At 61.1% G+C, this 26,419-nt stretch carries 26 protein-coding genes; 13 read left to right on the plus strand and 13 right to left on the minus strand.

The window, feature by feature from the left end:
• Nucleotides 1-2: 2 nt before the first annotated feature.
• The 4 genes from N2A41_RS25280 (at nucleotide 3) to N2A41_RS25295 (ending at nucleotide 3,619) form a co-directional block, all read left to right on the plus strand.
• Nucleotides 3-794, plus strand: a complete 792-nt coding sequence (locus N2A41_RS25280) for an SDR family NAD(P)-dependent oxidoreductase (RefSeq protein WP_260111384.1) — start codon at nucleotides 3-5, stop codon at nucleotides 792-794.
• Between the two features lie 40 nt (nucleotides 795-834).
• Complete coding sequence (locus N2A41_RS25285; RefSeq protein WP_260111385.1) at nucleotides 835-1,632, plus strand: SDR family NAD(P)-dependent oxidoreductase; 798 nt, start codon at nucleotides 835-837, stop codon at nucleotides 1,630-1,632.
• Between the two features lie 128 nt (nucleotides 1,633-1,760).
• Nucleotides 1,761-2,645 carry a sugar phosphate isomerase/epimerase family protein gene (locus N2A41_RS25290; protein WP_260111386.1) on the plus strand — a complete coding sequence of 295 codons (885 nt, stop codon included), beginning with the start codon at nucleotides 1,761-1,763 and terminating at the stop codon, nucleotides 2,643-2,645.
• 584 nt (nucleotides 2,646-3,229) lie between these two features.
• Nucleotides 3,230-3,619, plus strand: coding sequence for a RidA family protein (locus N2A41_RS25295; RefSeq protein WP_260111387.1), 390 nt, complete (start codon nucleotides 3,230-3,232; stop codon nucleotides 3,617-3,619).
• Here N2A41_RS25295 and N2A41_RS25300 read toward each other — a convergent pair.
• The 6 genes from N2A41_RS25300 to N2A41_RS25325 all read right to left on the minus strand — a co-directional run bounded on the left by N2A41_RS25300 (nucleotide 3,616) and on the right by N2A41_RS25325 (nucleotide 9,674).
• On the minus strand, nucleotides 3,616-4,197 hold the full coding sequence (locus N2A41_RS25300; RefSeq protein WP_260111388.1) for an NAD(P)H-dependent oxidoreductase: 582 nt from the start codon (nucleotides 4,195-4,197) through the stop codon (nucleotides 3,616-3,618). The genes N2A41_RS25295 and N2A41_RS25300 overlap by 4 nt on opposite strands.
• Nucleotides 4,194-5,603, minus strand: coding sequence for an FAD-binding oxidoreductase (locus N2A41_RS25305; RefSeq protein WP_260111389.1), 1,410 nt, complete (start codon nucleotides 5,601-5,603; stop codon nucleotides 4,194-4,196). The genes N2A41_RS25300 and N2A41_RS25305 overlap by 4 nt, the downstream gene beginning before the upstream one ends.
• Before the next feature lies 1 nt (nucleotide 5,604).
• Entirely contained in the window at nucleotides 5,605-6,918 is a 1,314-nt protein-coding gene (locus N2A41_RS25310) for a cytosine deaminase (protein ID WP_260111390.1), read from the minus strand.
• Nucleotides 6,918-7,760 (minus strand): ABC transporter permease, encoded by an 843-nt coding sequence (locus N2A41_RS25315; protein WP_130818229.1) that lies wholly within the window; start codon nucleotides 7,758-7,760, stop codon nucleotides 6,918-6,920. Before N2A41_RS25315 ends, N2A41_RS25310 begins: the two co-directional genes overlap by 1 nt.
• Nucleotides 7,760-8,584 carry an ABC transporter ATP-binding protein gene (locus N2A41_RS25320; RefSeq protein WP_260111391.1) on the minus strand — a complete coding sequence of 275 codons (825 nt, stop codon included), beginning with the start codon at nucleotides 8,582-8,584 and terminating at the stop codon, nucleotides 7,760-7,762. Before N2A41_RS25320 ends, N2A41_RS25315 begins: the two co-directional genes overlap by 1 nt.
• 73 nt (nucleotides 8,585-8,657) lie before the next feature.
• Nucleotides 8,658-9,674, minus strand: coding sequence for an ABC transporter substrate-binding protein (locus tag N2A41_RS25325; RefSeq protein ID WP_260111392.1), 1,017 nt, complete (start codon nucleotides 9,672-9,674; stop codon nucleotides 8,658-8,660).
• 183 nt (nucleotides 9,675-9,857) lie between these two features.
• Here N2A41_RS25325 and N2A41_RS25330 point away from each other — a divergent pair, with 183 nt between their 5' ends.
• A complete protein-coding gene (locus tag N2A41_RS25330) occupies nucleotides 9,858-10,847 on the plus strand; it encodes a LysR family transcriptional regulator (protein ID WP_260111393.1) in 990 nt (329 codons plus the stop codon).
• Here N2A41_RS25330 and N2A41_RS25335 read toward each other — a convergent pair.
• Nucleotides 10,810-11,676, minus strand: a complete 867-nt coding sequence (locus N2A41_RS25335; protein ID WP_170259460.1) for a creatininase family protein — start codon at nucleotides 11,674-11,676, stop codon at nucleotides 10,810-10,812. The two genes, N2A41_RS25330 and N2A41_RS25335, sit on opposite strands and share 38 nt — an antisense overlap.
• Nucleotides 11,677-11,910: 234 nt before the next feature.
• On the opposite strand from N2A41_RS25335, the gene paoA reads away from it, so the two are divergent.
• From paoA to N2A41_RS25365, 6 genes are all read left to right on the plus strand, one after another.
• Nucleotides 11,911-12,558, plus strand: coding sequence for an aldehyde dehydrogenase iron-sulfur subunit PaoA (paoA, locus tag N2A41_RS25340; protein ID WP_260059669.1), 648 nt, complete (start codon nucleotides 11,911-11,913; stop codon nucleotides 12,556-12,558).
• The gene (locus tag N2A41_RS25345; protein WP_260059670.1) at nucleotides 12,555-13,505 is read left to right on the plus strand and encodes an FAD binding domain-containing protein; all 951 of its coding nucleotides are present in this window, start codon (nucleotides 12,555-12,557) and stop codon (nucleotides 13,503-13,505) included. Before paoA ends, N2A41_RS25345 begins: the two co-directional genes overlap by 4 nt.
• 3 nt (nucleotides 13,506-13,508) lie before the next feature.
• On the plus strand, nucleotides 13,509-15,707 hold the full coding sequence (gene paoC / locus N2A41_RS25350; RefSeq protein WP_260059672.1) for an aldehyde oxidoreductase molybdenum-binding subunit PaoC: 2,199 nt from the start codon (nucleotides 13,509-13,511) through the stop codon (nucleotides 15,705-15,707).
• Between the two features lie 55 nt (nucleotides 15,708-15,762).
• On the plus strand, nucleotides 15,763-16,689 hold the full coding sequence (locus N2A41_RS25355) for an XdhC family protein (protein ID WP_260059673.1): 927 nt from the start codon (nucleotides 15,763-15,765) through the stop codon (nucleotides 16,687-16,689).
• A complete protein-coding gene (locus tag N2A41_RS25360; RefSeq protein WP_260059674.1) occupies nucleotides 16,682-17,296 on the plus strand; it encodes a nucleotidyltransferase family protein in 615 nt (204 codons plus the stop codon). The genes N2A41_RS25355 and N2A41_RS25360 overlap by 8 nt, the downstream gene beginning before the upstream one ends.
• A gap of 372 nt (nucleotides 17,297-17,668) precedes the next feature.
• The gene (locus N2A41_RS25365) at nucleotides 17,669-18,154 is read left to right on the plus strand and encodes a GFA family protein (protein WP_260111394.1); all 486 of its coding nucleotides are present in this window, start codon (nucleotides 17,669-17,671) and stop codon (nucleotides 18,152-18,154) included.
• Nucleotides 18,155-18,254: 100 nt separating this feature from the next.
• On the opposite strand, the gene N2A41_RS25370 is transcribed toward N2A41_RS25365, so the two are convergent.
• The 3 genes from N2A41_RS25370 to N2A41_RS25385 form a co-directional block, all read right to left on the minus strand.
• Nucleotides 18,255-18,836: a nucleoside 2-deoxyribosyltransferase gene (locus N2A41_RS25370; RefSeq protein WP_017967695.1), complete on the minus strand. Its 582-nt coding sequence runs from the start codon at nucleotides 18,834-18,836 to the stop codon at nucleotides 18,255-18,257.
• 222 nt (nucleotides 18,837-19,058) lie between these two features.
• Nucleotides 19,059-20,396, minus strand: a complete 1,338-nt coding sequence (locus N2A41_RS25380) for an epoxide hydrolase family protein (RefSeq protein ID WP_260111395.1) — start codon at nucleotides 20,394-20,396, stop codon at nucleotides 19,059-19,061.
• A gap of 180 nt (nucleotides 20,397-20,576) precedes the next feature.
• Nucleotides 20,577-21,176 (minus strand): TetR/AcrR family transcriptional regulator, encoded by a 600-nt coding sequence (locus N2A41_RS25385; protein WP_162115825.1) that lies wholly within the window; start codon nucleotides 21,174-21,176, stop codon nucleotides 20,577-20,579.
• 120 nt (nucleotides 21,177-21,296) lie between these two features.
• Here N2A41_RS25385 and N2A41_RS25390 point away from each other — a divergent pair, with 120 nt between their 5' ends.
• Nucleotides 21,297-22,523: an MFS transporter gene (locus N2A41_RS25390; protein ID WP_260111396.1), complete on the plus strand. Its 1,227-nt coding sequence runs from the start codon at nucleotides 21,297-21,299 to the stop codon at nucleotides 22,521-22,523.
• 233 nt (nucleotides 22,524-22,756) lie between these two features.
• Here the strand turns inward: N2A41_RS25390 and N2A41_RS25395 are convergent, their stop codons facing one another.
• Together N2A41_RS25395 and N2A41_RS25400 are read right to left on the minus strand one after the other, a co-directional pair.
• Nucleotides 22,757-23,050 carry a hypothetical protein gene (locus N2A41_RS25395; RefSeq protein ID WP_260111397.1) on the minus strand — a complete coding sequence of 98 codons (294 nt, stop codon included), beginning with the start codon at nucleotides 23,048-23,050 and terminating at the stop codon, nucleotides 22,757-22,759.
• A gap of 88 nt (nucleotides 23,051-23,138) precedes the next feature.
• Nucleotides 23,139-23,987 (minus strand): ADYC domain-containing protein, encoded by an 849-nt coding sequence (locus N2A41_RS25400; protein ID WP_260111398.1) that lies wholly within the window; start codon nucleotides 23,985-23,987, stop codon nucleotides 23,139-23,141.
• Between the two features lie 293 nt (nucleotides 23,988-24,280).
• On the opposite strand from N2A41_RS25400, the gene N2A41_RS25405 reads away from it, so the two are divergent.
• On the plus strand, nucleotides 24,281-25,447 hold the full coding sequence (locus tag N2A41_RS25405) for a helix-turn-helix transcriptional regulator (protein ID WP_260111399.1): 1,167 nt from the start codon (nucleotides 24,281-24,283) through the stop codon (nucleotides 25,445-25,447).
• A 52-nt stretch (nucleotides 25,448-25,499) separates the two neighbouring features.
• Here the strand turns inward: N2A41_RS25405 and N2A41_RS25410 are convergent, their stop codons facing one another.
• A complete protein-coding gene (locus N2A41_RS25410) occupies nucleotides 25,500-26,414 on the minus strand; it encodes an SMP-30/gluconolactonase/LRE family protein (RefSeq protein ID WP_222313345.1) in 915 nt (304 codons plus the stop codon).
• Nucleotides 26,415-26,419: the final 5 nt, after the last annotated feature.

A 26,419-nucleotide genomic window follows, 5' to 3' on the forward strand; every position in this document is an offset into this window, starting at 1 on the left:
CGATGCCGCAACTCACCTTCGAACTTCCTGACACCGTAGTGGTGACGGGAGCGTCGTCCGGCCTCGGGCATGAACTTTGCAGTCTGCTCGTCGAAGCGGGTGTGGCGACCGTCGGGGTCGATCTCTCGGCTGCTCAGGACGATCTCGCCGCTCTTGCGGGATATCACCATGTCCCGGGAGATGTCGCCGGCGAGGCGACCTGGGACAAGATCGTCGCCCGTCTGAGGTCTTCGGACGCGAAACGCATCGGTCTCGTGACGTCTGCAGCCATCCTAGACGTCGGCACGATCTTGGACGCCACGCCTGCGATCATCTCCCGGGCGCTCAACGTGAACGTCGTGGGCACTGCCCTGGCGATCAAATCCCTGCTGCCGCTGATGATCGAGGCCCATGATGGGGCGATCGTGGCTGTGGCCAGCGTCAACGCCATTTTGGCAGAGCAGCAGCTCGGCATCTACAACGCCACGAAAGCAGCGGTGCGGCAGTTGGCCCGCACGGTCGCGGTCGACCACTCCCGAAGTGGCGTCCGCGTCAATGTTCTCAGCCCCGGACCCATGTTGGCCGGCCTCTTCAAGCGTCACCTTGAATCCGCCACCGACAGCGACAGGTTCCTGGCGACGCGATCAGCGCGCCAGCCCGGCGGCCGCATCCTGGAGGCGCGCGAAGTCGCCCAGGCCGCGATGTTCCTTTTGTCGAGTGGCTCGACGGCGGTTCTAGGCGCTGACCTCGTCGCCGACGGGGGACTGACCACGAGCTTTGATTTCCGAACTGGGGAGGAGGGCGCTTCGATCTGACGCGCCCGCCATATTTGAAACGATCCTATGGGAGAGAGAAATGGACACCGGACTGAAGGGTAAAATTGTTTTCATCACGGGTGCCGCCAACGGCATCGGTCGTGCGACCGCGGTGGCGTTCGCACGGGAAGGCGCAACGTTGGGCCTCGTAGACATCGACGAGCAGGCCTTGGCCGAGGTCAAGGTCGAAGTCGCCGCAGCGGGCGGCATGGCCCACACCGCGAAAGCGGACCTGTCCACGGGGGCCGGCGTATCGGCGGGCCTCGACGAGTTGCTCAAGGCGACGGGCGGCGCGGTGGACGTGCTGGTGAACAATGTCGGCTCAGGCGCGATCCGTACCTTTGACCAACTGACCGACGAAGAATGGGAGAAGACCTTCTCCCTCAATTTCATGAGCTACGTTCGCGCGACCCGGAAGCTGCTTCCGATCCTCCGCGAGCGAAAGGGCGTCATCGTTAACAACGGTTCCGATCTCGCCCGTCAGCCTGAACCGGTACCGATCGATTATTCGACGTCGAAAGCTGCAGTTCTTGCCCTCACAAAGGGTCTCGCGCGCGCCGAAGGCAAGAATGTGCGGGTCAACGCCGTCGCGCCGGGTCCGATTTGGACGCCGTTCTGGACGAAGCCTGGTGGCTTCGCCGAGACGATGGGCGCGTTCCACAAGATGGAGCCCCAGGCGGCTGTCGAACATGAGATGAAGCTGCGGCAGCTTCCCCTCGAACGTCTCGGGACGCCCGAAGAGGTCGCCAACGTGGTGGTCTTCCTTGCGTCCGACCTCGCCAGCTTTGTCACGTCGTCGGTTTGGGGCGTGGACGGCGGCAGCATCCGATCTATCTAAACCCACCCATTGCATATCTGTAGGCTACAATGTTGATCAATGGCGCGTGATTTATCGCGCCAGCGCTTCAGTGTACAAAGGGTCATCTAAAACGCAGGCGGCGCGATGTCGTCAGGAGAGTAATGGAAATGACTGGAAAAAACGGCATCGAGTTGCTGGCGGCGTTCTTCACACTCGGAGGCGACGTCTATCCGTTCGGTCCGACCGAAATCAGCCCGATCCCCTTCAAGGATCGCGTCGAGGCGGCCGCCAAGGTCGGCTACAGGGGCATGGGCCTTATCCACGCCGATGTCCAAGCCACGGCCGCTCAGATGGGCCTGAAGGAAATGAAGCGGATCATCGATGACAACGACATCAAATACCTCGAGTACGAATTTCTCTCCGGCTGGTATTTGGACGGAGAGCGCCGGGCGAAGTCGGACGTCATGCGAACGGAGATGCTCGAGGTGGCCCAGGGTCTCGGCGTCCGCAATCTCAAGATAGCTCCCGGCCTCGGAAGCGATCTGTATGCACCGACCGAGGCGGAAATGACGCCTGACGTCGACCGCATGCGCGAGGCGTTCGCCGGAGTCTGCCGTGACGCCGCCGAGTACGGCGTCAGGGTGGTCATGGAGATCATGCCCTTCTCCAACGTCCGGACGCTGGAACTGGCGCGTGCGATCGTGGAAGGTGCCGATCAGCCCAATGGCGGCTTGCTCATCGACATTTGGCACATGGCCCGCGGCGGCATCCCCTACAAGGACATCGAGAAGATTCCGTCCCGATTCATCGGCTCGATCGAGCTGGACGACGCGGACGCCGACGTGAAGGGCCTCCTGTGGGAAGACACTATCTATCATCGCCGCTTGCCGGGCGAAGGCGTGCTCAAGCCGAAAGAATTCATCAAGGCCGTCCAGAACGCCGGCTACGAAGGTCCTTGGGGTGTCGAGATCATCAGCGAGACCTATCGCAAACTTCCGCTCGCCGAACAGGCGAAGCGCTCGTTCGAAACCACGATGGCCCAGTTCAAGTGATGTCCGAGGAAAACACGATGAAACACCCCACCGAAAAGCGGACGTTGTGGCTCTCCCAGGTCAGCAGCATGCCCTATCGAAAGCGCGTCGAACTCGCCCCCAAGAACACCTTCGGCTGGCTCAGCACCTCTCTAATTAACTACAAGAACACGCGAGGGGCTTGTCGAATATGGACGTCCGTTGGATCGCCTCCAATAACGGCGTCCGACTGAGCTACCTTGATCCACTGACGAGCTGGGTTCGCGATGGCCTCAGACGTTATAGCAGAAAGAGTTCCACTGAGCGGCTCTTGAACGGCTCAGCGCGAAACAGATGCGCATACGTCTCCCGGCTTGGAGTACGCTGCACCAATACCAGACTGGTGCTTTTTTGGTCGTCTAACGAAGGGGCGGGGACAGCGAGCGTGCCTTGACGCGTCTAACGTACTAAAATTCCACGCGATGCACTCCGAGGCCGATGATTCGATTCCGTTCAAGGCGGTCGTCCTGCTTTCTGTCGCAAAACATTATGGACGCAGCGATATTCTCATATCCCGCCGCATCCTGTAGGCTCGATGTCTGCAGCCCTCGGAAAATTTCAGATCGATGAAAAAAACTTTCAATCCGGTCTCGGTGCGCCGGCCTTTCGGAAATTACAATCACGGCCTGCTGGTGCCGCCCGGCGCCGCGCTGCTCGTCACGTCGGGCCAGCTTGGTATTGGTCTCGACGATACTGTTCCGAGCGACATCACTGCTCAGGCGGAACTCTGCTTCGAGGCGATCAAGGCGATCTTGCAGGAGGCGGAAATGAGTTTTGCCGACGTCATCCGCATTTCAGGCTTCGTCACCCGCCGCGAGGATTTCCCAGCCTATATGGCTGTACGGGATCGCTATACGCTCGATCCGAAGCCGGTTTCCACCTTGCTCGTCATCGGCGGCTTTACCCGCCCTGAGTTTCTCGTCGAGGTCGAGGTGACGGCTGCGAAAATCTTCTAAAAGCGCTTCATCGCGTCTCCGACGCGGTCGAGGAATTTTGCGCGCGTCTCCGGCGTGCAATTGTTCATGTCGTAATGGGCTAGGAACGTCACCGGCCTCAGCGGATTGATCTGCGCCCTCAGCACGCGCTTGACGATTTTCTTCGGCGGGTTGCCGGCGACGAAAGCCCGAAAGGGCGTTGCGCCATAAGTCAGGACGGCTGCGAGCTTGCGGATGTGGCGTAGCCGCGATTCCACCTTGCCGTCGACCAGCTCGAAGGAAACGCCCGGCAGCCAGACGCGGTCGAAATATCCCTTCAGGATTGCCGGAAAGCCGAAGTTCCAGATCGGGGTGCAGATCACCAGCGCCTCGGCCGCCTTCAACCTTTCGACATGCGATTCCACTAGCTTCAGATTTTCCGGATAGTCGTGATAGACGAGCCGGTCGTGGCGCGAGAGCACTGGATCGAACCGCTCTTCATAGAGGTCGCAGCCATCCACAACATGCCCGGCCTTCTCAAGGCTCTCGATGGTTTGCCGGTAAAGCGCCTTGCCGTAACTTTCCTCGACCGGGTGAGAGTGGAGGACGAGAACCCTCATGAGGCCTCCATCAGGGCCGCCAGGCCGGGGAAGAGATAGTTCTTGCCGGCGTTGAAATCGAAATCGGGATTATCCCATGCGATCATCTTGCCGGGATTGAGCAGGCCCTTCGGATCGGTTTCCTGCTTGAAGGCGAGCTGCACCGCGTCGGTGCGCTTCATGCCGCCTTCTTCCAGCGTATAGCGGTGCGGATTGAAAATCGGGCATCCATTGTCCTGGTGGATCTTGATGATCTCCTCCAGCCGCTCCTCGGTGGTATAGCGCACCAGCGGCAGCCCGGAGCACTGGATCTGTCCGTCGAATTTGATGAATTCGAGATGACCCGGAACTTCGTCACCGAAGATTTCGACCATCTTCCGAACCTTGGCGACATGATCCGGCCCCGGATATTGCACCTGCAGATAGGTGAAGCTCGGGTCGACCTTCAGCGCACGCAATGTCGTGTGGTTCCAGGCAAGCTCATAGGCATGCGGGATCCCGCGCATGCTTTCCACCTTGTCGGAGCGGAACATGATCTCGCCCTTCTGCGCCGCTGTGAAGGCAAGAAAAGCATCCATGGAGTGCGGCGCGATCATCAGCACGGCGATCGACTGGCCCTGACGGATGTAGGGCTTGTGGCGGGTGAAATAGTCGCAAGGAATGGGAGCGGCAATCGGTGCGATCTCCTTGACGAGGATGCCGTTGCATTTCGCCAGTGCGTCTGAGAAGCGCACCGCTTCCATGAAGTCGTCGTAACCGACGAGCACATCGACCCAGTCATAGGCAGGTGCAAGCGGCATCTCGATCTCCGTGATGATGCCGTTTGTGCCGTAGGCGTGGCTCACCTTCTGGAGATCCCAGCCGGTGAGATCGAGGACACGCGGTTCGGCTTCCATGGTGACGACGCGCAGGCGCAGGATGTTGCCGAGGTCGCGCAAGCCGCCCCAGGTGATCGAGCCGACGCCGCCCGAGCCGCCGGCGATGAAGCCGCCGACCGTCGCCGTCTGCGCGGTGGAGGGATGGAAACGCAGCTCTTGGCCGGAATGGGCCTTGGTCTGCTTGTCGAGCTGGGCAAGCACGATGCCGGGTTCACAGATGACGCGGCCGGGATGGATCTCCTTGATCTTGTCCATGGCGGCAAGGTTCAGCACGATGCCGCCGGAAAGCGGCATTGCCTGGCCGTAATTGCCGGTGCCGGCGCCACGCGGCGTCACCGGAACGCCATGGGCATAGGCGACCTTCAGCGTCCGGATGACCTCTTCCTCGGTCTTCGGCGTGACGACGAGATCGGCCGTCACATTGTCGAGCTGGGCTTTGAGTACAGGCGAATACCAGTAGAAATCCCGGCTCTTCTGGCGAACCAGCGCCGGATTATCCTCAACGGCGATGCCTTCGAGTTCCTTTTTGATCTTCTGATAATCGGCCATGTCAGGCTCCAACGACGTTATCGAGTTCACGGTAATCCGGCAGGCTGCGGTCGATCACCTTGCCGCGGCGAAGCACGACGCGGTCAGACTGCGGACGGGACAGGAATTCACTCCAGCGCCGCGCGCTGAAGAGCACGAGATCGGCCGGATCGCCGGCGGCGATGCGGCCCTTGTCCGGCCGTCCGACGATGGCGGCGGGCGAGGTGGTGACGACACGGGCGGCGGTATCGAGCGGGTGATCGAGATGCAGAATCCGCACGGCCTCGCGGAAGACCTCCACCGGATCGAGGTCGCCATAGGCATAGAAGGGGTCGCGGGTATTGTCGGATGCGACCGCGGTCGCGACACCGGCGGCGGCCAGTTCCTTGAACAGCGTGACGCCGCGCCAGCGCGGGGTGCGGCCGGGATAGCGATCCTGCAGATACATGTTGCACATCGGCAGTGAGATGACCGCGATACCCGCCTTGGCGACCAACTCGACGGTGCGCGCGGCGGTGTCTTCGTCCTGGCGGGCGAGCGAGCAGCAATGACCGGCGGTCACCTTGCCCTCGAACCCGTTGCGCAGCACGGCCTCGGCGATTGCCTTCAGTGTTTCCGCGCCGCGATCATCCGTCTCGTCGACATGCAGATCGACATCCAGGCCCTGCTCTGCGGCAGTCCTGAAGAGCGTGTCGAGCTGCCAGACAAGCTCCGGCCCCATCCGGGTGACGCCGCCAAGCAGGCCGCCGTTCTGTCGGATTGTTGTGACGAGATCGGCAAAGAAGGCGCTGTCTGCCATGGCATCCAGCGGGAAGAGGGCGACCGCCTGCAGCGCAATTCTGTCCTTCCAGACATCCCGGATTTCGGCAAAAACCTCGAAGGAGATGCGATGCTGGGGCGCAAGCGAATCCAGGTGCGTGCGGATCAGGCTGGTGCCATGGGCATAGGCGGAGCGGAGCGAGAATTCCATGCGCCGTTTGACGTCTGCGGCTGACCAGTTGGCTTCCCGGTCGGCCCTGACGGCATCGAGCGCACCCATGAAGCTGCCGTCGGGATTGGCCTGGCGCGGCCAGATATGGCCTTTGTCAAGATGGGTATGGATATCGGCAAAGCACGGCCAGACCATGCCGTCCTTAAGATCGGTCCTGGCATAATCGGCGGGTGCAGCGCCGGCCGGCCGGATGGCGGCAATCATGCCGTCGCTGATGACGATATCGACCGTGGCCAGCCCTTCCTTGACCGGCACGTCGAGATGCTCGACGGTGATGGCGGGCACCGTCGCATTGCTCAGCACGAAGCGGGCCGCATTCGGCGGGGATATGAAGGAATAGGTCATCAGTTTTCCCGTTTGATGCTGCTTTCATGCCAGCGATGAAGGCTCAACCAGGCGATGAAGGTGGTGAGGCCGAAGATCGCCACCCCAAGCATGGAGAGCATCAACAGCGCCGCAAAGAGCCGCGGTATGTTCATCCGGTACTGTGCTTCCAGCAGGCGGAAGGCGAGACCGGAGCCGGCACCGGCAGAGCCCGCGGCAAATTCGGCGACGACGGCGGCGATCAGCGCCAGGCCGCCGCCGATGCGAAGACCGGTCATGAAATAGGGTTGTGCGGCAGGCAGTTTGAGAAAGAGCAGCGTCTGCCAGCGCGAGGCGCCGTAGAGCTCAAAGAGGTTGATCAGATTGTGGTCGACGCTCTTCAGGCCCTGGACCATATTCGACAGGATCGGGAAAAAGGCGACGAGGAAGGCGCAGATCAGCAGCGCAACCTGCGTGGAGGGCGCGTAGATCAGGATCAGCGGCGAGATGGCGACGATTGGCGTTACCTGCAGGATGACGGCAAGGGGATAGAAGGCAAGCTCGACCCAGCGCGACTGCACGAGAAAGATCGCAAAGCCGACGCCGCCGGCAAGCGCCAGCATCAGTGAGATGAAGGTGATCTTGGTGGTGACCCAGAGGGCAGGGGCAAGCGTACCCCAATCCGTCACGAAGGCGTTTGCCACAGCGGCCGGTCCTGGCAGGATATAAGGCGGCACGCCCGACAGTTTCACATAGGCGTACCAGACGAGGATCATCAGGGCGATGACGAGGAAGGGGATGGCGATGCGCAGCGCAAGATCGCGGCGCCTTGCGCTTGCGGTACCCTTAACGAGCAGCGGCGATGTGTCTGTTTCGTCGCTCATCAATGATCCCCTGCCGAATTGATCGCCCCGATCAGCGAATGCGACACCGTTTCGCAGGCCTTGCGGTATTCCTCCGAGGTGCGGTAGTGCGCGTCGCGTTCGAGGCTGGTGATCAGCGGGACGTCGGCATGCACGCGCCCGGGCCTTGCCTTCATCACGACGATGCGGTTCGAGAGATAGGCGGACTCGAAGACCGAATGCGTCACGAAAATCACCGTAATGCCGGTCGCTTTCCATAGCCGCAGCACGTCGTCGTTGAGCTTCTGGCGGGTGATCTCATCGAGCGCGGCGAAAGGCTCATCCATCAGCAGCAGCTTCGGCTTCGTCACCAGCGCACGGGCGATCGAGACGCGCATCTTCATGCCGCCGGAAAGTTCGCGCGGATAGCCCTTGGCAAAATCCTGAAGGCCGACGGTGGTCAGCACTTCCATGATTTGATCATGCGCGGCTGCCTTCGAAACGCCCCTCAACCTCAGCGGCAGATGGACATTGTCGAACACGTTCTTCCAGGGCATCAACGTCGGCTCCTGGAAGACAAAGCCGATATCGCCCTCCGGCAGACCTCTGGAATTGATGCGAGAACTCGGCCAGTCGATCGTTCCCGAGGTGACATCGCCGAGACCGGCTATGATGCGCAGCGCCGTCGACTTGCCGCATCCGGAAGGGCCGAGCAGGCTGACGAACTCGCCGCTTTCGACCGTGAGCGACATGTTCGAAAGCGCGGCAGTGCCGCTGGAAAAGACCTTCGAGACCGACTGCATGACAACAAGCGGCTGCTTGCGCGTCTCTTTCGGGGATACCGCCTGGGCGTTTGCTGGGAGCATTGCTGTCTCGTTCATGCGGGAGGATACGGCCCGCCACATCCTCGATGGCGGACCAGGAGAGCCGTCAGTCGGCCTACTTCTTCAGTGCCACGCCGGTGCTCTTGCAGACGAACTTCGTCGTAAAGGCTTTGGTGTAGTCCGTCTCCGGCTTGAAGACCTTGATCGCCACCATCTCGTTGAAGAACGTCTTGTAGTGCGCATCGGTGATGCAGCCGATGCCCTTGTCGAGGCTATCACCGGATTCGATGATCCCGTATTCCTTCATCTTGGCGATGGAGTAGGCGAGCTGGCCATCCGTCATTTCAGGATTATCCTTCTTGATCAGTTCGTTCGCCTTGGCGTTGTCGCCGTAGAGGTAGTTGTACCAGCCTTCGATCGAGGCATCGACGAAGCGCTGCACGACGTCGGGTTTGCCGTCGATCATTGTCTGCGTCGTCGTGATCATCGTCGAATAGGGCGAGTAGCCGTTGTCGGCGAGCAGGAAGACCTTCGGCTCGAAGCCTGCCTGCTTCTGGATCTCGTAGGGTTCGGAGGTCAGGTACCCCTGCTGAGCTGAGTCCTTGTCTGCAAGGAAGGGCGCGGGACTGAAGTTATAGGGCTTGTACTGCTCGTCCTTGAAGCCTTTGAAGTTGGCCTTCATCCATTCGAAATAGGTGAGGTAGCCGTCCTTGCTGAGGAACAACGTTTTCAGCTTGGCGAGATCCTCGAACTTGTCGATGCCGTTATCCGGATGGGCGATCAGCACCTGGGGATCCTTTTGGAAGATTGCTGCGACATCGACCAGCGGAATGCCCTGTTCGACGGCGGATACCTCTCCCTGCGGACCGCCCATGTAGAAATCGAGCTTGCCGGAGATCAGCAGCGCGCTGTTTGCAGCATTCGGGCCGCCCTGCACGATGGTGACGTCGAGGCCATATTTTGCATAGGTGCCGTCGGCGACGGCTTGGTAGAAGCCGCCATGTTCCGCCTGGGCAAGCCAGTTCGTCCCGTAGCTCACCTTGTCGAGGGCGAGCGCCGGCGAGGCGGCGGCAAGTACCGAGGCGAGGCCGAGGCAGCGCAGGAATTGCATCTTCGTCTGTGCTTTCAACATGGTTGGCAGTTCCCTTTTTGAGCCGAGGGAAGCCTTGCTCAGCCCCCTTTTGAGGGAATTTGAGCCATTGCCATGCGCTTTGAAAAGCATCAAAATTCGTGCGCATTGATGCCTTTTCGGCATCTCTGGGAAAGCTGAAGATAATTTGTGCGCCATGCGCAAAATTTATGCATTGGAGAGATCATGTTGCACTCCAGACGCCTTCTTTACATCAATGAGATCGCCCGTTGCGGTTCGATCCGCAAGGCGGCCGCGCGCCTCAACGTGGCGTCGTCGGCGGTCAACAGGCAGATTTTGGCGCTGGAGGATGAGATCGGGGCGCCGCTTTTCGAGCGGCTGCCGCGTGGCCTGCGGCTCACGGCTGCCGGCGAACTCTGCATCGAGCATATTCGGGACGTGCTGAAGAATTATGAGCGCCTGGAGGGGCGCATCCGCAGCCTCAAGATGCAGCAGGCAGGCAAGGTGCGCATGGTGACGACCGTTGGGCTTGCCGCCGGGCCGCTGCCCGAAATCATCGCGCGCTTTCTTTCAGAGCATCCGCGCGTCTTCGTCCAGCTGCGCAACGATACCGGCGGCACGACGGCCAGCCCTGTTGTATCAGGCGAGGTGGATATCGGTCTCGGCTTCAACATCCCCGCCATGCCCGGCATCCGCACCCTCGGAAATTTCGATATCCCGATCGGTGTCGTGCTGCCGCCGGGGCATCAGCTGATCGGCCCCGGGCCGATCAACCTTGCCGATGTCACCCAGGAAAAACTGGTTCTGGCGCAGCCGGGCACCAGCCTGCGCGAGGTGATCAACCTTGCTTTTGCGCGCCTGCCCATCTCGGTCGAGCCGGTGCTGGAAACCAATGCATCGGAGATGCTGAAACAGCTTGTCAAATGCGGCACAGGGCTGACGCTGCTCAATCCGCTCGACGTCATCACCGAATGCCGGCGCGGTGAACTTGTCTTCCGGCCGATCGCCGAGCCGCATGCGCGTTACCAGCAGATGAAGCTGTTTGCGCGTGCCCGCGCGCCCCTCGACGCGGCCACCAGCCTTTTCGTCGAATATCTGCTCGCCGAACTGCTCGGCCTGGTGCAGGAATTGCAGGCCAAGGGTCATATCCCACCGGATGTGAAACCCGCGGCTGAGCCTATTTCACATAGAGATTCGAAAGCGGATAGGCCTTGAGATCCTGGAGCAGCTCGACAAACCCCTTGACCTGATGGCGGCAGATCGCCTCGCCCTTTTCGGCTGTGGCGATCGAGGCATCGCCGACCACGCCGAAGGGATTGAGGTCATGCGCGATCCAGGCCAGCGAATGCGGCGGCAGAGGCTGAAGAAATTTCGATTGCTCTCGCATCCCTTCGGCCTTCGAGGCAAAGTTTTGGGCCTTGTCCATGCGCACCAGTTCGGGGCGGAAGTTGAGCATCAACGACGTCTCGACATCACCGCCGTGGATGCCGTATTTGCTCTCGTGATCGCTGACCATGCCTTCCGGATGACCGAAACGGCCCCATTGGGTGGAGACCACCGCCATTTGATGGCGCACGCGCAGTTCGCGCGCGACGATGCTCATGATGTCGACATTGCCGCCGTGGGAGTTGACGATCACCATCTTCCGCAGCCCGGCTTCGGCAACCTTTGCGCCAATCGCCGTCCAGACGGGGATGAGTAGTTCGGCACTGAGCGACAGAGTGCCGGGGCCGTAGATGTGTTCGTTGGCCTTGCCGATCTCCTGTGTCGGAAGAACCAGGATATCCAGATCCTCCGGCTGCTGCCGCTTCAACTCCGCCAGCATGCCGGTCGCGATCGCGACATCCGTTGCGACCGGCAGATGCGGGCCGTGCTGTTCGGTCGAGGCGATAGGCAGGATAGCAATCGTGGTCTCGGGGGAGAGGCCGGCAAAATCATATGTGTTGAGCTCGTTCCAGTAAAACGGCGTGGGCATGCGGTCATCCCTTTTCGTCACCTGCTTCGATAGGGAGTAGGGAATAAAGATAAGCCGGAAAAGCATCATTTTTTGCGCATGGCGCTGCTTTTTTTCGCGCGCATCGGCGGCCGTTACTCCGCGGGCGCTTCAGCATCCAATCCGACTTTACTGAATATGTGGCTCGCAGCATCATACGAGCGCGGCTCGGGGAATTCATGAGCTAGATCGATAACCGTATGCAACGGAAAGGGACTAATCAGACGGCGGAGTTGCACTACCTCAGCAGACGGCGTCGACGCGCGCCTATGTCCAACGAGCAAGGTGGAACACTTCATGCCAAGCCAGACACAACTGGAACTTTCCCGTCGAGATCTACTTATCTCGTCGGCCGCAGCGATTGCGGTCACCGGAGCCGTCGCGCCCGCAGCGGCACAGTCCCCAGGAAATGAAATGGCCTATACATCGAAAGTTTCTTTCGCGGTCAACGGCGAGAACCGTGATCTCGAGGTCGACAACAGAACGTCGCTGCTCGACGCGCTGCGCGAGCACCTGCATCTCACAGGCACGAAAAAGGGATGCGACCACGGCCAATGCGGTGCATGCACCGTGATGGTCGACGGCCACCGCATCAACGCCTGCCTGACGCTGGCGGTGATGCACGAAGGCGATCAAATCACCACGATCGAAGGCCTCGGCCAGCCTGAAAACCTTCATCCGATGCAGGCGGCCTTCGTCAAGCATGACGGCTTCCAGTGCGGCTACTGCACGCCGGGACAGATCTGTTCCTCCGTGGCCGTGCTCGAGGAGATCAAGGCGAACATACCGAGCCACGTCACCGGCGACCTTACGGCTCAGGCGGCTGTCACTGCGGCCGAGATCCGCGAACGCATGAGCGGTAACATCTGTCGATGCGGCGCCTATTCCAACATTCTCGATGCCATTTCGGAAGTCGCGGGGATAAGAGCATGAGAGCCTTTACCTATGAACGCGCCTCGTCCGTCGAGGCCGCGGCCAAGGCGGCCGCCTTAAATCCTGAGACCAAGTTCATCGCCGGCGGCACCAATCTCCTCGACCTGATGAAGCTCGAGATCGAGACGCCGACGCATCTGATCGACGTCAACGGTGTCGGCCTCGACAAGATCGAACCCACGCCGGAGGGCGGGCTGCGCATCGGCGCCTTGGTCCGCAACACCGATCTTGCCGCCCATGAGACCGTTCGCCGTGACTACGGCCTGCTCTCCAGGGCCCTGGTCGCCGGCGCCTCCGGGCAATTGCGCAACAAGGCAACCACGGCCGGCAACCTTCTGCAGCGCACGCGCTGTCCCTATTTCTATGACACGAACCAGCCGTGCAACAAGCGGCAGCCCGGCAGCGGCTGTTCCGCCATCGGCGGCTTCAGCCGCCAGCATGCCGTCGTCGGCACCAGCGAATCCTGCATCGCCACGCATCCGAGTGACATGGCCATCGCCATGCGGGCGCTCGATGCTGTTGTGGAAACCGTCAAGGCCGACGGCAGTCGCCGCGCGATTGCGATTGCCGACCTTCACCGGTTGCCCGGCGACACGCCCCATTTGGAGACCGTTCTCGAGCGCGGCGAGTTCATCACGGCGGTCCTGCTGCCGCCCCCGATCGGCGGCAAGCACATCTATCGTAAAGTCCGAGACCGCGCCTCCTATGCCTTCGCACTCGTCTCGGTCGGAGCCGTAATCCAATCGGACGGCACAGGACGGATCGCCGTCGGCGGCGTCGCCCACAAGCCATGGCGCATCGAGGCAGCCGAAGCCGAGCTGCCGAAAGGCGCGCGGGCGGCGGCAGGCGTTCTTCTTGCCGATGCCCATCCGACCGAACAGAACCGTTTCAAGGTCGATCTGGTCGAGCGCACGCTCGGCGCCGTCATTGCCGAAGCAAGGGGTTGAGCCATGCAGTTCGATACGCCAGCGACAACCAACCCGATCGACAATCTGAAGGTCGTCGGACAGCCGATCCACCGGATCGACGGTCAGCTCAAGACGACCGGGCGGGCAATGTATGCTTATGAGTGGCACGATCCGAATATGCGCTACGCCTATGGTTATCCGGTTGGCGCGGCCATCGCCAAGGGCCGCATCACCTCCATGGACGTTTCCGCCGCCAAGACGGCTCCGGGTGTGCTTGCCGTCGTGACGACACTCGACGTCGGCGAACGGAAGAAGGGCAAGTTCAACACCGCCAAGCTCTTCGGCGGCGACGAGGTTCAGCACTATCACCAGACAGTCGCCGTCGTCGTTGCCGAGAGCTTCGAGCAGGCGCGTGCCGCAGCCGCTCTGGTCAAGGTCGACTACGCCGAAGAAAAGGGTGTGTACGATCTCGGCCAGGCAAAGGATAAAGCCGTCAAGCCGGACCAATCGCAGCAGCCCGATACCGCAGTCGGCGATTTCGAGGCTGCCTTCAGGTCAGCGCCCGTCACTCTGGACGCGACCTACACGACGCCCGACCAATCCCATTCCATGATGGAGCCGCATGCTTCCATCGCTGCCTGGAGCGGCGATGAACTGACGGTGTGGACGTCAAGTCAGATGATCGACTGGTGGCGCACGGATCTGGCGACCACACTCGGTATCGACAAGGAAAAGGTCCATCTGATGTCGCCGTTCATCGGCGGCGGGTTCGGCGGCAAGCTCTTCCTGCGAGCCGACGCCGTGCTTGCCGCGTTCGGAGCAAAGGCGGTCGGGCGGCCGGTCAAAGTCGCTCTTCCACGACCGCTCATGCCGAACAACACAACTCATCGGCCGGCGACAATCCAGCGGATCCGTATTGGAACCGAGCGTGACGGCAAGATAACCGCCATTGCGCACGAAAGTTGGTCCGGCGACCAACCCGGCGGTCAGCTTGAGACCGCCGTCAATCAGACCCGTCTTCTCTATGCCGGGGCGAACCGCATGACCGCGATGCGGCTGGCAACACTTCACCTTCCAGAGGGCAACGCCATGCGCGCTCCGGGCGAAGCCCCCGGACTGATGGCGCTCGAAATCGCCATCGACGAGATTGCCGAAAAAGTTGAGATCGATCCCGTGCAGTTTCGGATCGTCAACGACACGCAGGTCGATCCGGAGAAGCCGGAGCGGCCTTTTTCCCAGCGCAATCTCATCGGCTGCCTCACGCTCGGTGCAGAGCGGTTTGGCTGGGGTCAACGGGGAAGACCAGGTTCCAAACGGGAGGGAAACTGGCTGGTCGGCATGGGCGTAGCCGCTGCCTTCCGCAACAACCTCGTGCTTCCTTCCGGAGCAAGGGTGAAGCTCGACCAAGAAGGCGTCGTGACGGTTGAAACCGACATGACCGATATCGGCACCGGCAGCTACACCATCATCGCCCAGACGGCCGCCGAAATGATGGGTGTCACGATCGACAAGGTTGCCGTCCAGCTCGGCGACTCGCGTTTTCCTGTTTCGGCAGGCTCCGGCGGACAGTTCGGTGCGAACTCTTCCACGTCTGGCGTCTATGCAGCCTGCGTCAAGCTGCGTGAAGCCATTGCCAAGAAGCTCGGCTTCAATTCCGAAGACGTCGTCTTCGAGAACGGAGAGGTCCGCTCGGGCAATCGTTCGGTGCCCCTTGCCGAGGCTGCCGGTCCGGATGGCCTTGTCGGCGAGGACACGATCAAGTGGGGTGAGCTCACCGAGACCCATCAGCAATCGACGTTCGGAGCGCACTTCGTGGAGGTTGGCGTCGACATTGCCACCGGTGAGAGCCGCATCCGCAAGATGCTCGCAGTCTGCGCGGCGGGCCGCATCCTCAACCCGATCACCGCCCGCGGCCAGGTCATCGGCGCGATGACGATGGGGGCCGGCGCAGCGCTGTCGGAGGAATTGGCGGTCGATACCCGCCGCGGCTTCTTCGTCAATCACGACCTCGCCAGCTACGAAGTCGCGGTGCATGCCGACATTCCGCACCAGGAGGTGATCTTCATGGACGAGACCGATCCGATGTCCTCGCCGATGAAGGCCAAGGGCGTCGGCGAACTCGGCCTTTGCGGCGTTGCGGCAGCGATCGCCAACGCCGTTTACAATGCGACCGGCGTCAGGGTTCGGCACTACCCGCTGAGGCTTGACAAGCTGATCGGCGGCCTGCCGGACGTGGCGTGATTATGTCGACGGCGGTGCGAAAGCCGGACCGTCGTTAATTCCTGTAGGATTTCCCATGGATCAGACACTTGCACCCGTCACGGCGCCAATTCCCGTCAGAGCCTCGTCCACCGACGACCCTGCGGAACTGCTTCGCTTCGCGATAGACGCCCATGGTCTTGGCGCGGCGGCACTTGCCACCCTCGTCGACATCCGGGGCGGGGCTGCACGCGCGCTCGGCGCTCATATGGTGGTCGCCGCAGACGGGCGGTTCTGCGGCTATGTCTCCGGCGGATGTGTCGAAGCCGCCGTCGCTTCCGAAGCGCTTCTGGCAATGGCGCAAGGGCGCGACCGCATGGTCAAGTTCGGCGACGGCTCGCCCTTCTTCGACATCGTCCTTCCCTGTGGTGGAGGAATCTCTGTCGCAATCCATGTCCTGAAAGATGTCGCAGCTTTGCGGCATGTGCTGGAGCGTCTCGAACGCAGGCAGGCAGCCGGCCTTGCATATTCGCCAGAGCGCCAGGCGCTCGAACCGGTAGAACCGCTGCCACGGACGTGCTGGCTCGAACGAGATTTCCTGACCGTCTACCGTCCCCGTACCCGCGTCCTCATTTCCGGGCAGACGATCGAAGCGCAAGCCGTCGTACGACTGGCCGAGGCTTCCGGCTACGACGTGATTGCCGTGCCGCCGGGCGGCGTCCGGCCGGTTGCCGACATCATCGATCCCTTCACGGCCATCGTGCTCCTGCATCATGAGCTTGACGCCGAAGCTGCCATTCTCGAGACCGCACTTGCCTCGCCTGGGTTCTACATCGGCGCGCTCGGCAGCACCCGGACGCATCGTCGACGTGTCGAGCGGCTGAGAGCCATGCCTTTCAGACGGGACGACATCGCTCGCATCAAGGCGCCTATCGGGATGTTCGGCCCGACACGGGATGCAACGTCGCTCGCCCTGTCGGTTCTGGCTGATATCGCCGCGGCAAGACTGGTGGCTTATGCCTAAGGCGTCGGTCGCGATCGTCGTTCTCGCTGCCGGCAAGGCAAGCCGGATGGGTGAGGGCGGGAAACACAAGTTGCTGGCCGAATTCGACGGCGTGCCGCTCGTGAGGCGGTCGGCATTGATCGCGCTCGGTGCGGATGCCGGATCCGTCATTGTCGTCACCGGCCATCGCAGGAGCGAGATCGAGGCCGCGCTCGATGGGCTCGATCTGACTTTCATCGATAATCCCGACTACGCCAGCGGCATGGCGAGTTCGCTGATGGCAGGTGTCTCATCAAAGTGGGCCGACGGCGCCGACGGCATTCTCGTCATGCTGGCCGATATGCCCGGCCTTTCCACCGCACATCTCGATGCCTTGATTTTCGCATTTCGCAATGCGGGCGGCGAGGCTGCCGTGCGCGCCGTCTCACGCGGCAAGCCCGGCAATCCCGTTATTCTGCCGCGTGCTCTCAAACAGGCAGTGCTGAGACTTGAGGGCGACGTCGGCGCGCGCGATATCATTGCGACGTCAGGGCTGCCCGTGCTCGATGTCGATGTCGGCGATGCGGCTTGCCTCGACGTCGATACGCCGGACGATATCGTGGCCGCCGGTGGCGCAATGAAGAACTAGTTCGCGGACAAGGCAGCGAGATGGTCCGGTTGCATTCGGTCTGGAACCACCACGGCTAAAGGTGGGTCGAGATATGTTTATTCACAGGTGACGTTGACGTCCGTCAGAACAGGTCGTCACAGACGGCTTTCGATCCCGCGAAATAATTGTTATTGAGGACGCGGTTGCAGGTGTGAAAACGTGCTGCAATGGAGAAGTGAGGACCGGCTCTATGCTCACTGAAGACGCTACTTTTGGGTGCTGGCAAGGCGCCTCCGCCCTGGACACACACCCTTACCAAACGGGGGCACCGTTTCAACCATTTCGCCCCCAGGTGATACGTACTCCGCCAATACAACGCGAGCCAGCGCGATCTTTCCATGGTTTGTCCGCATGCAGACCGTCGTTCTGACGGGTGGCTGCCAATGTGGCGCCGTGCGGTACGCGCTGGAGGAGCCGCCGCAAAACGTCCATATCTGCCACTGCCGGATGTGCCAGAAGGCTGTGGGCGGTCCGTTCGCGATCATCTGCCCGGTGATGAAGCCCGCTTTTCGCCTGACGCGTGGCGCAATCAGCTATTTTCGCAGCTCGGACGTCGGCCGACGTGGTTTTTGCCGTGACTGTGGCACCCCACTCATCTTCGATTATCCCGATGGTGACGACATCGGAGTTTTGGTCGGTACCCTCGATGAGCCCGATCGGGCGCCGCCCGAAAACCAATACGGCAACGAGAGCCGGGTATCCTGGTACGCCAACCTGGCCCAAGTGCCGGGCGAGCGACCGACCTACGCCGACGATCCCCAGATGTTGCACCGGATCAGCAGCACCAATCATCAGCATCCTGACCATGATACCGACCCTTGGCCGCCGTCCGGCTAGTCTAACTCTCAAACTTGTCCACCCACACAATGCGCGACTGAGCGGCGATCCCTCGGGCGGCGTGAAGCGGGCTGCAAGCGGTCGACCGAGGGACTGCTGATTATTGAGCGCCTGAGCGCAGTTTTTCAACGGCGGCGGCAAGACAGGCCTTGAACGCGGCAAGGTCCGTATAGAGCGCATCCCGCGCCGCGTCTCCGACGATGAGGACGCCACCGCGCCGCTCGATCCCGGCGTGCAGCATCAGATTGTCGGCCAGGCCGAAATCCTCGACCGCAATTCCATTCGGGTCTCGCAATCGACCGTCGCCATCATAGGCGATGGCCCCGCCATAAAGATCGCTCACTCGTCCGCTGTGATCGCGAGCCACATTCGTGTAAGCGAATACAGGCTTACCGCTTGCGCACATAAAGCCGAGTTCGAAGGCTGTCCCTGTATCGGCCGCAATGCCGCGAAAGGGCGTCAGGTTGGCGATGATAGCGTCAGCCTCAATCATCATCTTCTCGTCCACCGCGTTTATCGCAGCCGCCCGCTCGCGCTTCGAGTTTGTGTGCGGGATTTCCAGATCGCCGGGCGACAGCGGGATAAGTCCCGCCTCACGGGCAAGTGCCGCCTTGCGGTCGAGCATTTCACGGGCATTGGGAAGGAAGACCTCCGGACCGGCGAGATAAACTTTTTTTGTCATAAAATCGCACCTTAAAGGGATGGGTTCGGCATCAAAATACCTTCCTCGCTCTACAGCGAAGTAGGATCACAATCCAGTGGACGAAACCGCCCACTGGATTGTAAGGGCTGCGTCGGCAGCGCAACGCCATCGCCACATCGGGCCTGCTCGTGCTCGATGTCGAGATTGGCGACGCGGCCCCGCTCGACGTCGACACGCCGGACGGGTATTACCGCCGGTGTATCAACGCACCGACCGGAACGCCTCTCGCAATTCCTCAGCGAAGAGTTTGGGCTGTTCCCAGGCGGCGAAGTGACCGCCCATATCGACACGGTGGTAATAATGCAGCGTGGGATAGGCCTGCTTGCTCCAACTCTCCGGCGCCTGGTAGATCTCCTTTGGGAATACGCTGATGGCCACCGGGATCTTGATCTCTTTGGTCTTCTGGGCGTCTGCGCTGAAATTGTTGTTGTTGTTTTCCCAATAGAACCGCGACGAGGATGCCCCAGTGTTGGTCAGCCAGTACAGCGTGATGTCATTCAGCATTTCGTCCTTCGAAAAAACGCGTTCAGGAATGCCCTCACTGTCGCTCCACTGCGCAAATTTTTCGTAGATCCATGCAGCCAGGCCGGACGGCGAGTCGGAAAGCGAGTAGCCGATCGTCTGCGGACGCGTCACCATCACGGCCCCATAGGCGGCATTCCGGCCGAAGAAGGTGCTCAACGATTCATAGGCATTCCGCTCGGGCGCCGACAGTTCCGCAGGAGCCGGGTCTCCGCTGTTGATCGCCTTCGTGAGATTGCCCGGAACGGTCGCCGGCATGTTGAGATGGATACCAAGCAAGCCCTTGGGTGCCTGGCGCGCCAGCGCGTCGGAGATAACGGAGCCGTGGTCGCCACCCTGGGAAACGTAGTGCGCGTAGCCGAGCCGCTTCATCAGCATGTCCCATGCTCGGGCAACGCGGTCAGGCCCCCAGCCAAGCTCCGTGGGCTTACCCGAAAAGCCGTAGCCGGGGATGGAAGGGATGACGACATCAAATGCGTCCTCCGCTTTACCGCCATAATCAGTCGGATCTGTAAGAGGGCCGATCGCCTTGATGAACTCAAAGGTCGAGCCCGGCCAGCCATGGGTCAGAATGACCGGAAGGGCGTTGGGATGACGCGATCGTACATGAATGAACTGGATATCGACCCCGTCGATCGTCGTGATGAATTCCGGAAGTGCATTGAGCTCAGCCTCGGCTTTGCGCCAGTCGTAATCAGTGCCCCAGTAACGCACCAGATCCTGGACGCGCGAAAGCTGAATGCCTTGCGAGGCGTCGCTCACCGTCTCCTTGTCTGGCCAACGCGTTTCGGCAATGCGCTTGCGCAGGTCGTCAAGCTGTGACTGCGGAACGTGGATCTGGAACGGGCGGATCGTTTCGTCGGCCCCGATCGGCGTCGCCGCCCCGTCCGATGTGAGGTCGGCGGCACTCGCTGGCACAAGGTAGCCGGCTGAAAACAGCAACATTGGTCCAACCGCCATCACCATTGCTCCGCGGGCAAGGCGGCGCCAGGCGAGAATATTGTCTATCTTCTTCATGAGGCACTCCATGTTGTTGTCGCCCAGAGGCGACATTTCGTGACGGAGTGATGTCTGACGGGTCTGCGTATCTGGCATGTTTCAAGAAATGCCAAAAAAGTATCGGAGTGTGGCGGCACACAGAGGCGGGAACACGATCGTCATGGAACGACCTGGTGCCCACGGCGCCTGAATAGGAAATCAAACACCTCTTTGCTGCCTGCGGAGGCTCTCCAGCATAGCCTTGAATCCCGTGACCGCCCGCTTCGAAACCCCCTCCGGATTCTCGGCATTGGCGATCCAAAGCGCCATATGGCTGCTGGCGCCATTGATGAGGCGGGCGGCGGTTTCGGTGTCGATGTCGATGATCTCGCCATCGGCCTTGAGTCGGTCGAGGCTGCGGGAGAGGGCGGCGATACAGCCGGGGGTGTTCTGCCATTGCGAGATGTCGCCGAGGACAGCCGGGCCATCGCGAAACATGATACGGCGGATTTCCGGTTCAAGCGCCATTTCAATATAGGCGGAGCATTCGTCGACAAAGCCCTGCCAGCGTGTCGGAGCGGCGGCCGAGACCTCGTTCAACCGCTCCGTCATCTCAGCATCGATCTCCACGATGACAGCCTGCAGCAGACCCTTCTTATCACCGAAGTGGTGATAAAGGGCCCCGCGCGTCAGCCCCGCTTCGCCGGTGAAATCGTCCATCGAGGCTTCCGCGTAGCCGATCGTGCCAAAGGCACGCCGCCCGGCTGCGATAAGTTTGCCGCGGGTCTCTGCGATCATCTCCCGGCGCGGTTTGCGCATGGCTTCTCCATTGGCATACGCCGCGTATCTTTTTCATTGACATACGGAGCGTATGCATTATTTCTGAACACATACGCTCCGTATATAAGTGTTCTATCCGATAGCTGGAAGGATCGTCCCATGTCAAATCCGTATAGGCAAATATTCGCGGCACCTGGAGCCAAGGGCTTCTCCGCAGCCGGCTTTTTCGCACGCCTTCCCATCGCCATGGCGCCGATTGGCATCGTTGCTATGCTCTCCCAGGCACATGGCGAATATTGGCTGGCAGGCGCCGTGTCGGCGACCTATGCACTCACCAATGCGGTGGTCTCGCCGCAGATTTCGCGAGCGGTCGACCGGCTGGGCCAGACGGCAGTGGTCGTTCCCACAACCATCGTATCGGTGCTGGCGTTCATCGCGCTGATCGCCGCGGCCAACCAGAACTGGCCGGTGTGGACGCTCTTTGCCTCAGCCTTCCTCGCGGCGGCCATGCCAAGCATTCCGGCGCTGATGCGGGCCCGCTGGACGGAACTCTTTCGCAACCGGCCCGAGCTCAACACGGCCTTCGCGTTCGAAAGTGCCGCGGACGAACTGGTCTATATCACCGGCGCCTCGCTGTCGGTCGGGCTGGCCGTGGCGCTATTCCCGGAAGCCGGCATGATGGTGAGCACGGCTTTTCTGGCGCTCGGGACGGCCGCCTTCATCGTGCAGCGCGGCACCGAGCCGAAGGTGCGTCATGTCGCCGGCGCGGCTTCGGTTGGCTCCGCGATCCGCCAGCGTCCCGTGCAGATCATCACACTCGCGCTGATCTTCGTCGGCGCGATCTTCGCAACCGCTGAAGTGAGTGTTGTCGCCATCACCAAGGAGCTTGGTCAGCCGAATGCGGCAAGCCTGGTCATCGGTGTCTATGCCCTCGGTTCCTTCCTAGTGGGTTTGACCCTCGGCGCGCTTAATCTGCGCATCCCCTTGCAGCGTCAGCTGCTGATCGCTGTTGCGATCCTCGCACTGACCTCGCTGCCGCTGCTCGTCGCCGGCAGCTCGGTAACCCTGCTTGCTACCGCCGTCTTCGTCAGCGGCATCGCGATCTCGCCGACCTTTATAACGGCCTTCGGACTGATTGAGCGTCGCGTGCCGGAATCGGTGCTGACGGAAGGTGTCACCTGGGTGATGACGGGCATCGGCATCGGTATGGCGCTCGGCGCCTTCGTCTCGGGCTGGGTCGTCGATGCCTACGGCCCCCAGAGCGGGTTCTGGGTGTCTGCGGCGGCCGGGGCCGCCACCGTCCTTATCATTGCGCTCGGTCAGCGTACACTTTCGGGCGAGTGCACCGACGGAGAAGATTGCGCGATGCTGGAGCCGGCGCAGTAGGGTGGGCGATCGAAGGGAACGGCGCAGGAGACTTCCGAAACGCACGATGTCACGGACCTTGTCCTGCAGGATATTCTGGCGGGCGTTCTGTTGCCCGGAACCAGGCTGAAGCAGATCGATCTGGAGCGCTGATCGACGCCATCGCCGTCTGCATCGAGGAATGCAATCCAACCGAGTCAAAACATCGCCTTCGCCTGGAGAGCAGGGGCGAACAGCGCTCGCCCCTCCCTGGCTCATTTCGTGATGGTCTTGCCGCTCGGCAGTTCCACGCCAATGACGTCATCGACACTACCGGCGCCTATCTCTCCGACGGGTGCGACAGTTGCGGCTGAAAGAGCGTTCGTGTTGAGGGCATTGGAGGTAATCGCATTCGCGGTGATGGCGTTCGCGGTAATGGCATTCGCAGTGATGGCATTGGCCGTAATCGCGTTTGCAGTGATGGCATTGCTGACGGTTTCCGCAGATGCCGGAACCGCTGACGCAGTGAGAAGTGCGGCGGCGACGAGTTGGCGGATTTTCATGATCATTTCCTTTGGCTGAAGAGAACCGAGGACAATCCAGCGGTTTTGAAATTCCTGCGCTTCAAGGATTTGAAGACAGGAAACGGTGTTGCCGCTAATGGGAGCGGTTGAAAATCAACGCCTTGCCGAACAGTCCGGTTTTGGCGTTCTGTGCCGTGCAAAGCACCGAGCCGAGGCGGTTGGCGAGGCGGGGACAGGAGCGCTGTAGACCGTCGAGTGTCATCCTGTCCGGGACACGGGTATGAGCCACGCAGACAGCACCCGCGGTACTCCATCCCGCTTCGAAACTCAGCTCATCGCTCCCGGAACTCTCCGCCTCGCGTTGGATGCCGCGATCGTCGTAAATGTCGATCTTCATGCCCGTTCGGGTCGTGGCGCGATCGCCGCAATAGTCGACACGGACCATATTGACGCAGGCGCGGTGATACTCCGCCAGATCCGTCCCGTCGGACAGGGTTTTCCAGGGCTTGTAACCGAAGCGGACGCACTTCCCCTGTGCTCCGGCTGAACATGTAAGGGTAAAACCGGACTGCGAAATCATCTTTCCCTCCGAATTCCATTGCCCCTTGAGCGGAAACATCCAGCGATTTCCATCAGGATCAGGGTCGCATAGTTCGACCGGTGTTCGGCCGTCGACAACGGTGACTTTGTGCAGGAGCACCTCGCCGTCGGGATCACGGCTGTCGGTCACGATGTCATCAATGCGGACACGGTGGGCAACAGCATCGCCGGACAAGCGTAGGGACAGGGTTGCGCCAACGAGTTCCTCGCCCTGAAGAACTTTGCCGCTCGAGAAGGTAAATCGGAACGCAGTTCCGACCACCTCGGTTTTCTCGATCCGCTCCGGCGGCGACGCTGCGGCCGCAGCCGGAAGCGAAGAGCTCGCGAACGCCGCGCAAAAGAGCAGAGCGCCAACAGCCAGTTTGATAAATGTTGCGATCATTATGGCCACACGATCACAATAAATACCGCAACGGCTCTTGCGCGTTGGCGCAGTTGATAGTGGCGGATATCCATGGAAGGTCTCGAGATCGAAGTTCTATGAAAGAGCGCGGCGCGCCTTGAGCAACGACGTCTAAAGAACCCTCCCGGCGCCGTCGTCACCCGCAAGTATGATGTCTTAAGCATTGTCTCCCGCAGAGCTTGCGCCACGAAAGCTTTCGATTGCATATCTCCCAGTATTCCTGCCAGTGTCTGGCTGGCAGAGGTGGAAGAAGCGATTGCGCAGGGGACCGCATGAGTAGGCTGGGTGACGAAATACTGTCTTCGATAATCGGCGATATCTATGATTGCGCTTTGAGCCCGGAAGGCTGGACGGGTGTCATGACCCGCATTACCAGCACCATCGACGCCGCCTATACGACGATTGCACTCACTAGCGTCACGGATAGCCGAGGTAGGTTTGCGGCTCAGTCTCCCTGGGACGCCGAGCAGTTGAGAGCGCTACAGGACTATGAGCTCGACGCGATACCGGGCCTGAGGGCCGCGGTCATTGGCGACATTGATCTGCCGCAGCGGACATTGTCTCTCGTCAGCGAAGGGGAACTGGAGCAATCCGCATTCTTCCAAGAATGGGCAAAGCCTCAAGGCCTACGCGAGGCGTGTACGACGAAGTTCGTCGATACTGCCGACCGGATTGGACTATTCAGTACGACGACGTGGGCGAACCGGCCGCCCATCAGCGCCGAAGAACAGCGCTTTCTGGCCTTGCTTTCACCCCACCTGCGGCGAGCTTCCCTGATTGGCGACCTTTTGGATCAGACGCGCGTCACCACCGGCATGTATCGCGGTGTCCTCGACAGCCTCGCAGTTCCCGTCATTCTCACTGGGGCAGATGGGGCAGTTCTTCACGCCAACGCCCATGCGGCAAAATTGCTTGACGAGCGTATACTTCTGCGCTCGCGAAACGGCGTTCTTCAGGCCCAGACACCCATGGTTTCACGGGCTTTGCTGGAAGCAATCGGCGCCGCAGCCCATGCGGACGCCCTGTTGGGGTCGCGCGGTATCGGCCTTCCGATTTCCACTCCGGGCCAGTCTCCGGCGGTCGCCTATATTCTGCCGTTGAGCGAAGGGACGGCTCGAGCAGCTTTTAGGCCTGCATGCGCTGCCGTGTTCATATCAACCACCATTTCGGCTTCGCCTCCGCCAGAAGAGGTGTTGATCACGCTTTACGACCTGACCCCGGCCGAGGCGCGGGTCGTCCTGCAGATCGGCAGAGGATTGAGCGCTGCGCAATGTGCTGCAACTCTGGCAATCAGCGAGAATACGCTGAAGACCCATCTTGGCCGGGTCTATGCAAAGACCTCCACCGCACGTCAGGCCGATCTCGTCGCCCTCGTTTCGACGATCTCATCACCAATCATGCACGGGATGTCGCTGGCGACATCGGCTAACACCACGTGATACGGATTGCAGGGTCGATAGCTCGATCTCACCCATGGCGACAGTCAAGACCTCACGGCACCTGCGCCCCACTCACCGCGACATAGACCGAATAAACCGAATGCGTCGCTGCAATAAAAAGCCGGTTGCGTTTAGGCCCGCCGAAGGTGAGGTTGGCGACGGTTTGCGGGACGCGGATCTTGCCGATCAGTTTGCCCGTCGGGTCGAAGCAATGCACGCCATCGGCCGCACTCGACCAGAGGTTCCCGCTGGCGTCGGTGCGGATGCCGTCCGGGATGCCGCTATCGATGAGGCAGAAGACGCGGCCGTTTGCCAGACTGTTGCCGTCGACCACGTCGAAAGCGCGGATGTGGCGCGGCAGGCTTTCGTCGTGGCTTGCGGCCGAATCCGCCACATAGAGGATTGTCTCGTCGGGCGAGAAGGCGAGGCCGTTCGGCTGGATAAAATCCGTGACGACAGCCGCAAGCGCGCCGCTCGTCGGATCGAGCCGATAGACGTTGCGCGTCGGTTGCTCCGGCTCGGCGCGAAAGCCTTCGTAGTCCGACATGATGCCGTAGGTCGGGTCGGTGAACCAGATCGTGCCGTCTGATTTCACCACCACGTCGTTCGGCGAATTGAGCCTGGCGCCGTCAAAACGATCCGCGAGCACGGTGATCGAGCCGTCGACCTCTGTGCGCGTGACGCAGCGCGTCCCATGTTCGCAGGAGATCAGCCGCCCCTGCCTGTCGCGCGTATGGCCGTTGGTGAAGTTGGAGGGTTGGCGATAGACGGAGACGCCGCTCTCGGGCGTCCATCGCAGCATGCGCTGGTTGGGAATGTCGCTCCACAGCAGCTGGTTCGCATCGTTGAACCAGACGGGACCCTCCGCCCAGCGGCAGCCGGAATAGAGTTCGTCGAGACCGGCGCTGGTCACGATCATCTGCCGGAAGCGCGCGTCGTGGATTTCGTAAATGCTGGCCTCGGCCATGGCGG

The sequence above is a fragment of the Rhizobium sp. SRDI969 genome (assembly GCF_025152725.1).
Classification (GTDB): domain Bacteria; phylum Pseudomonadota; class Alphaproteobacteria; order Rhizobiales; family Rhizobiaceae; genus Rhizobium; species Rhizobium leguminosarum_I.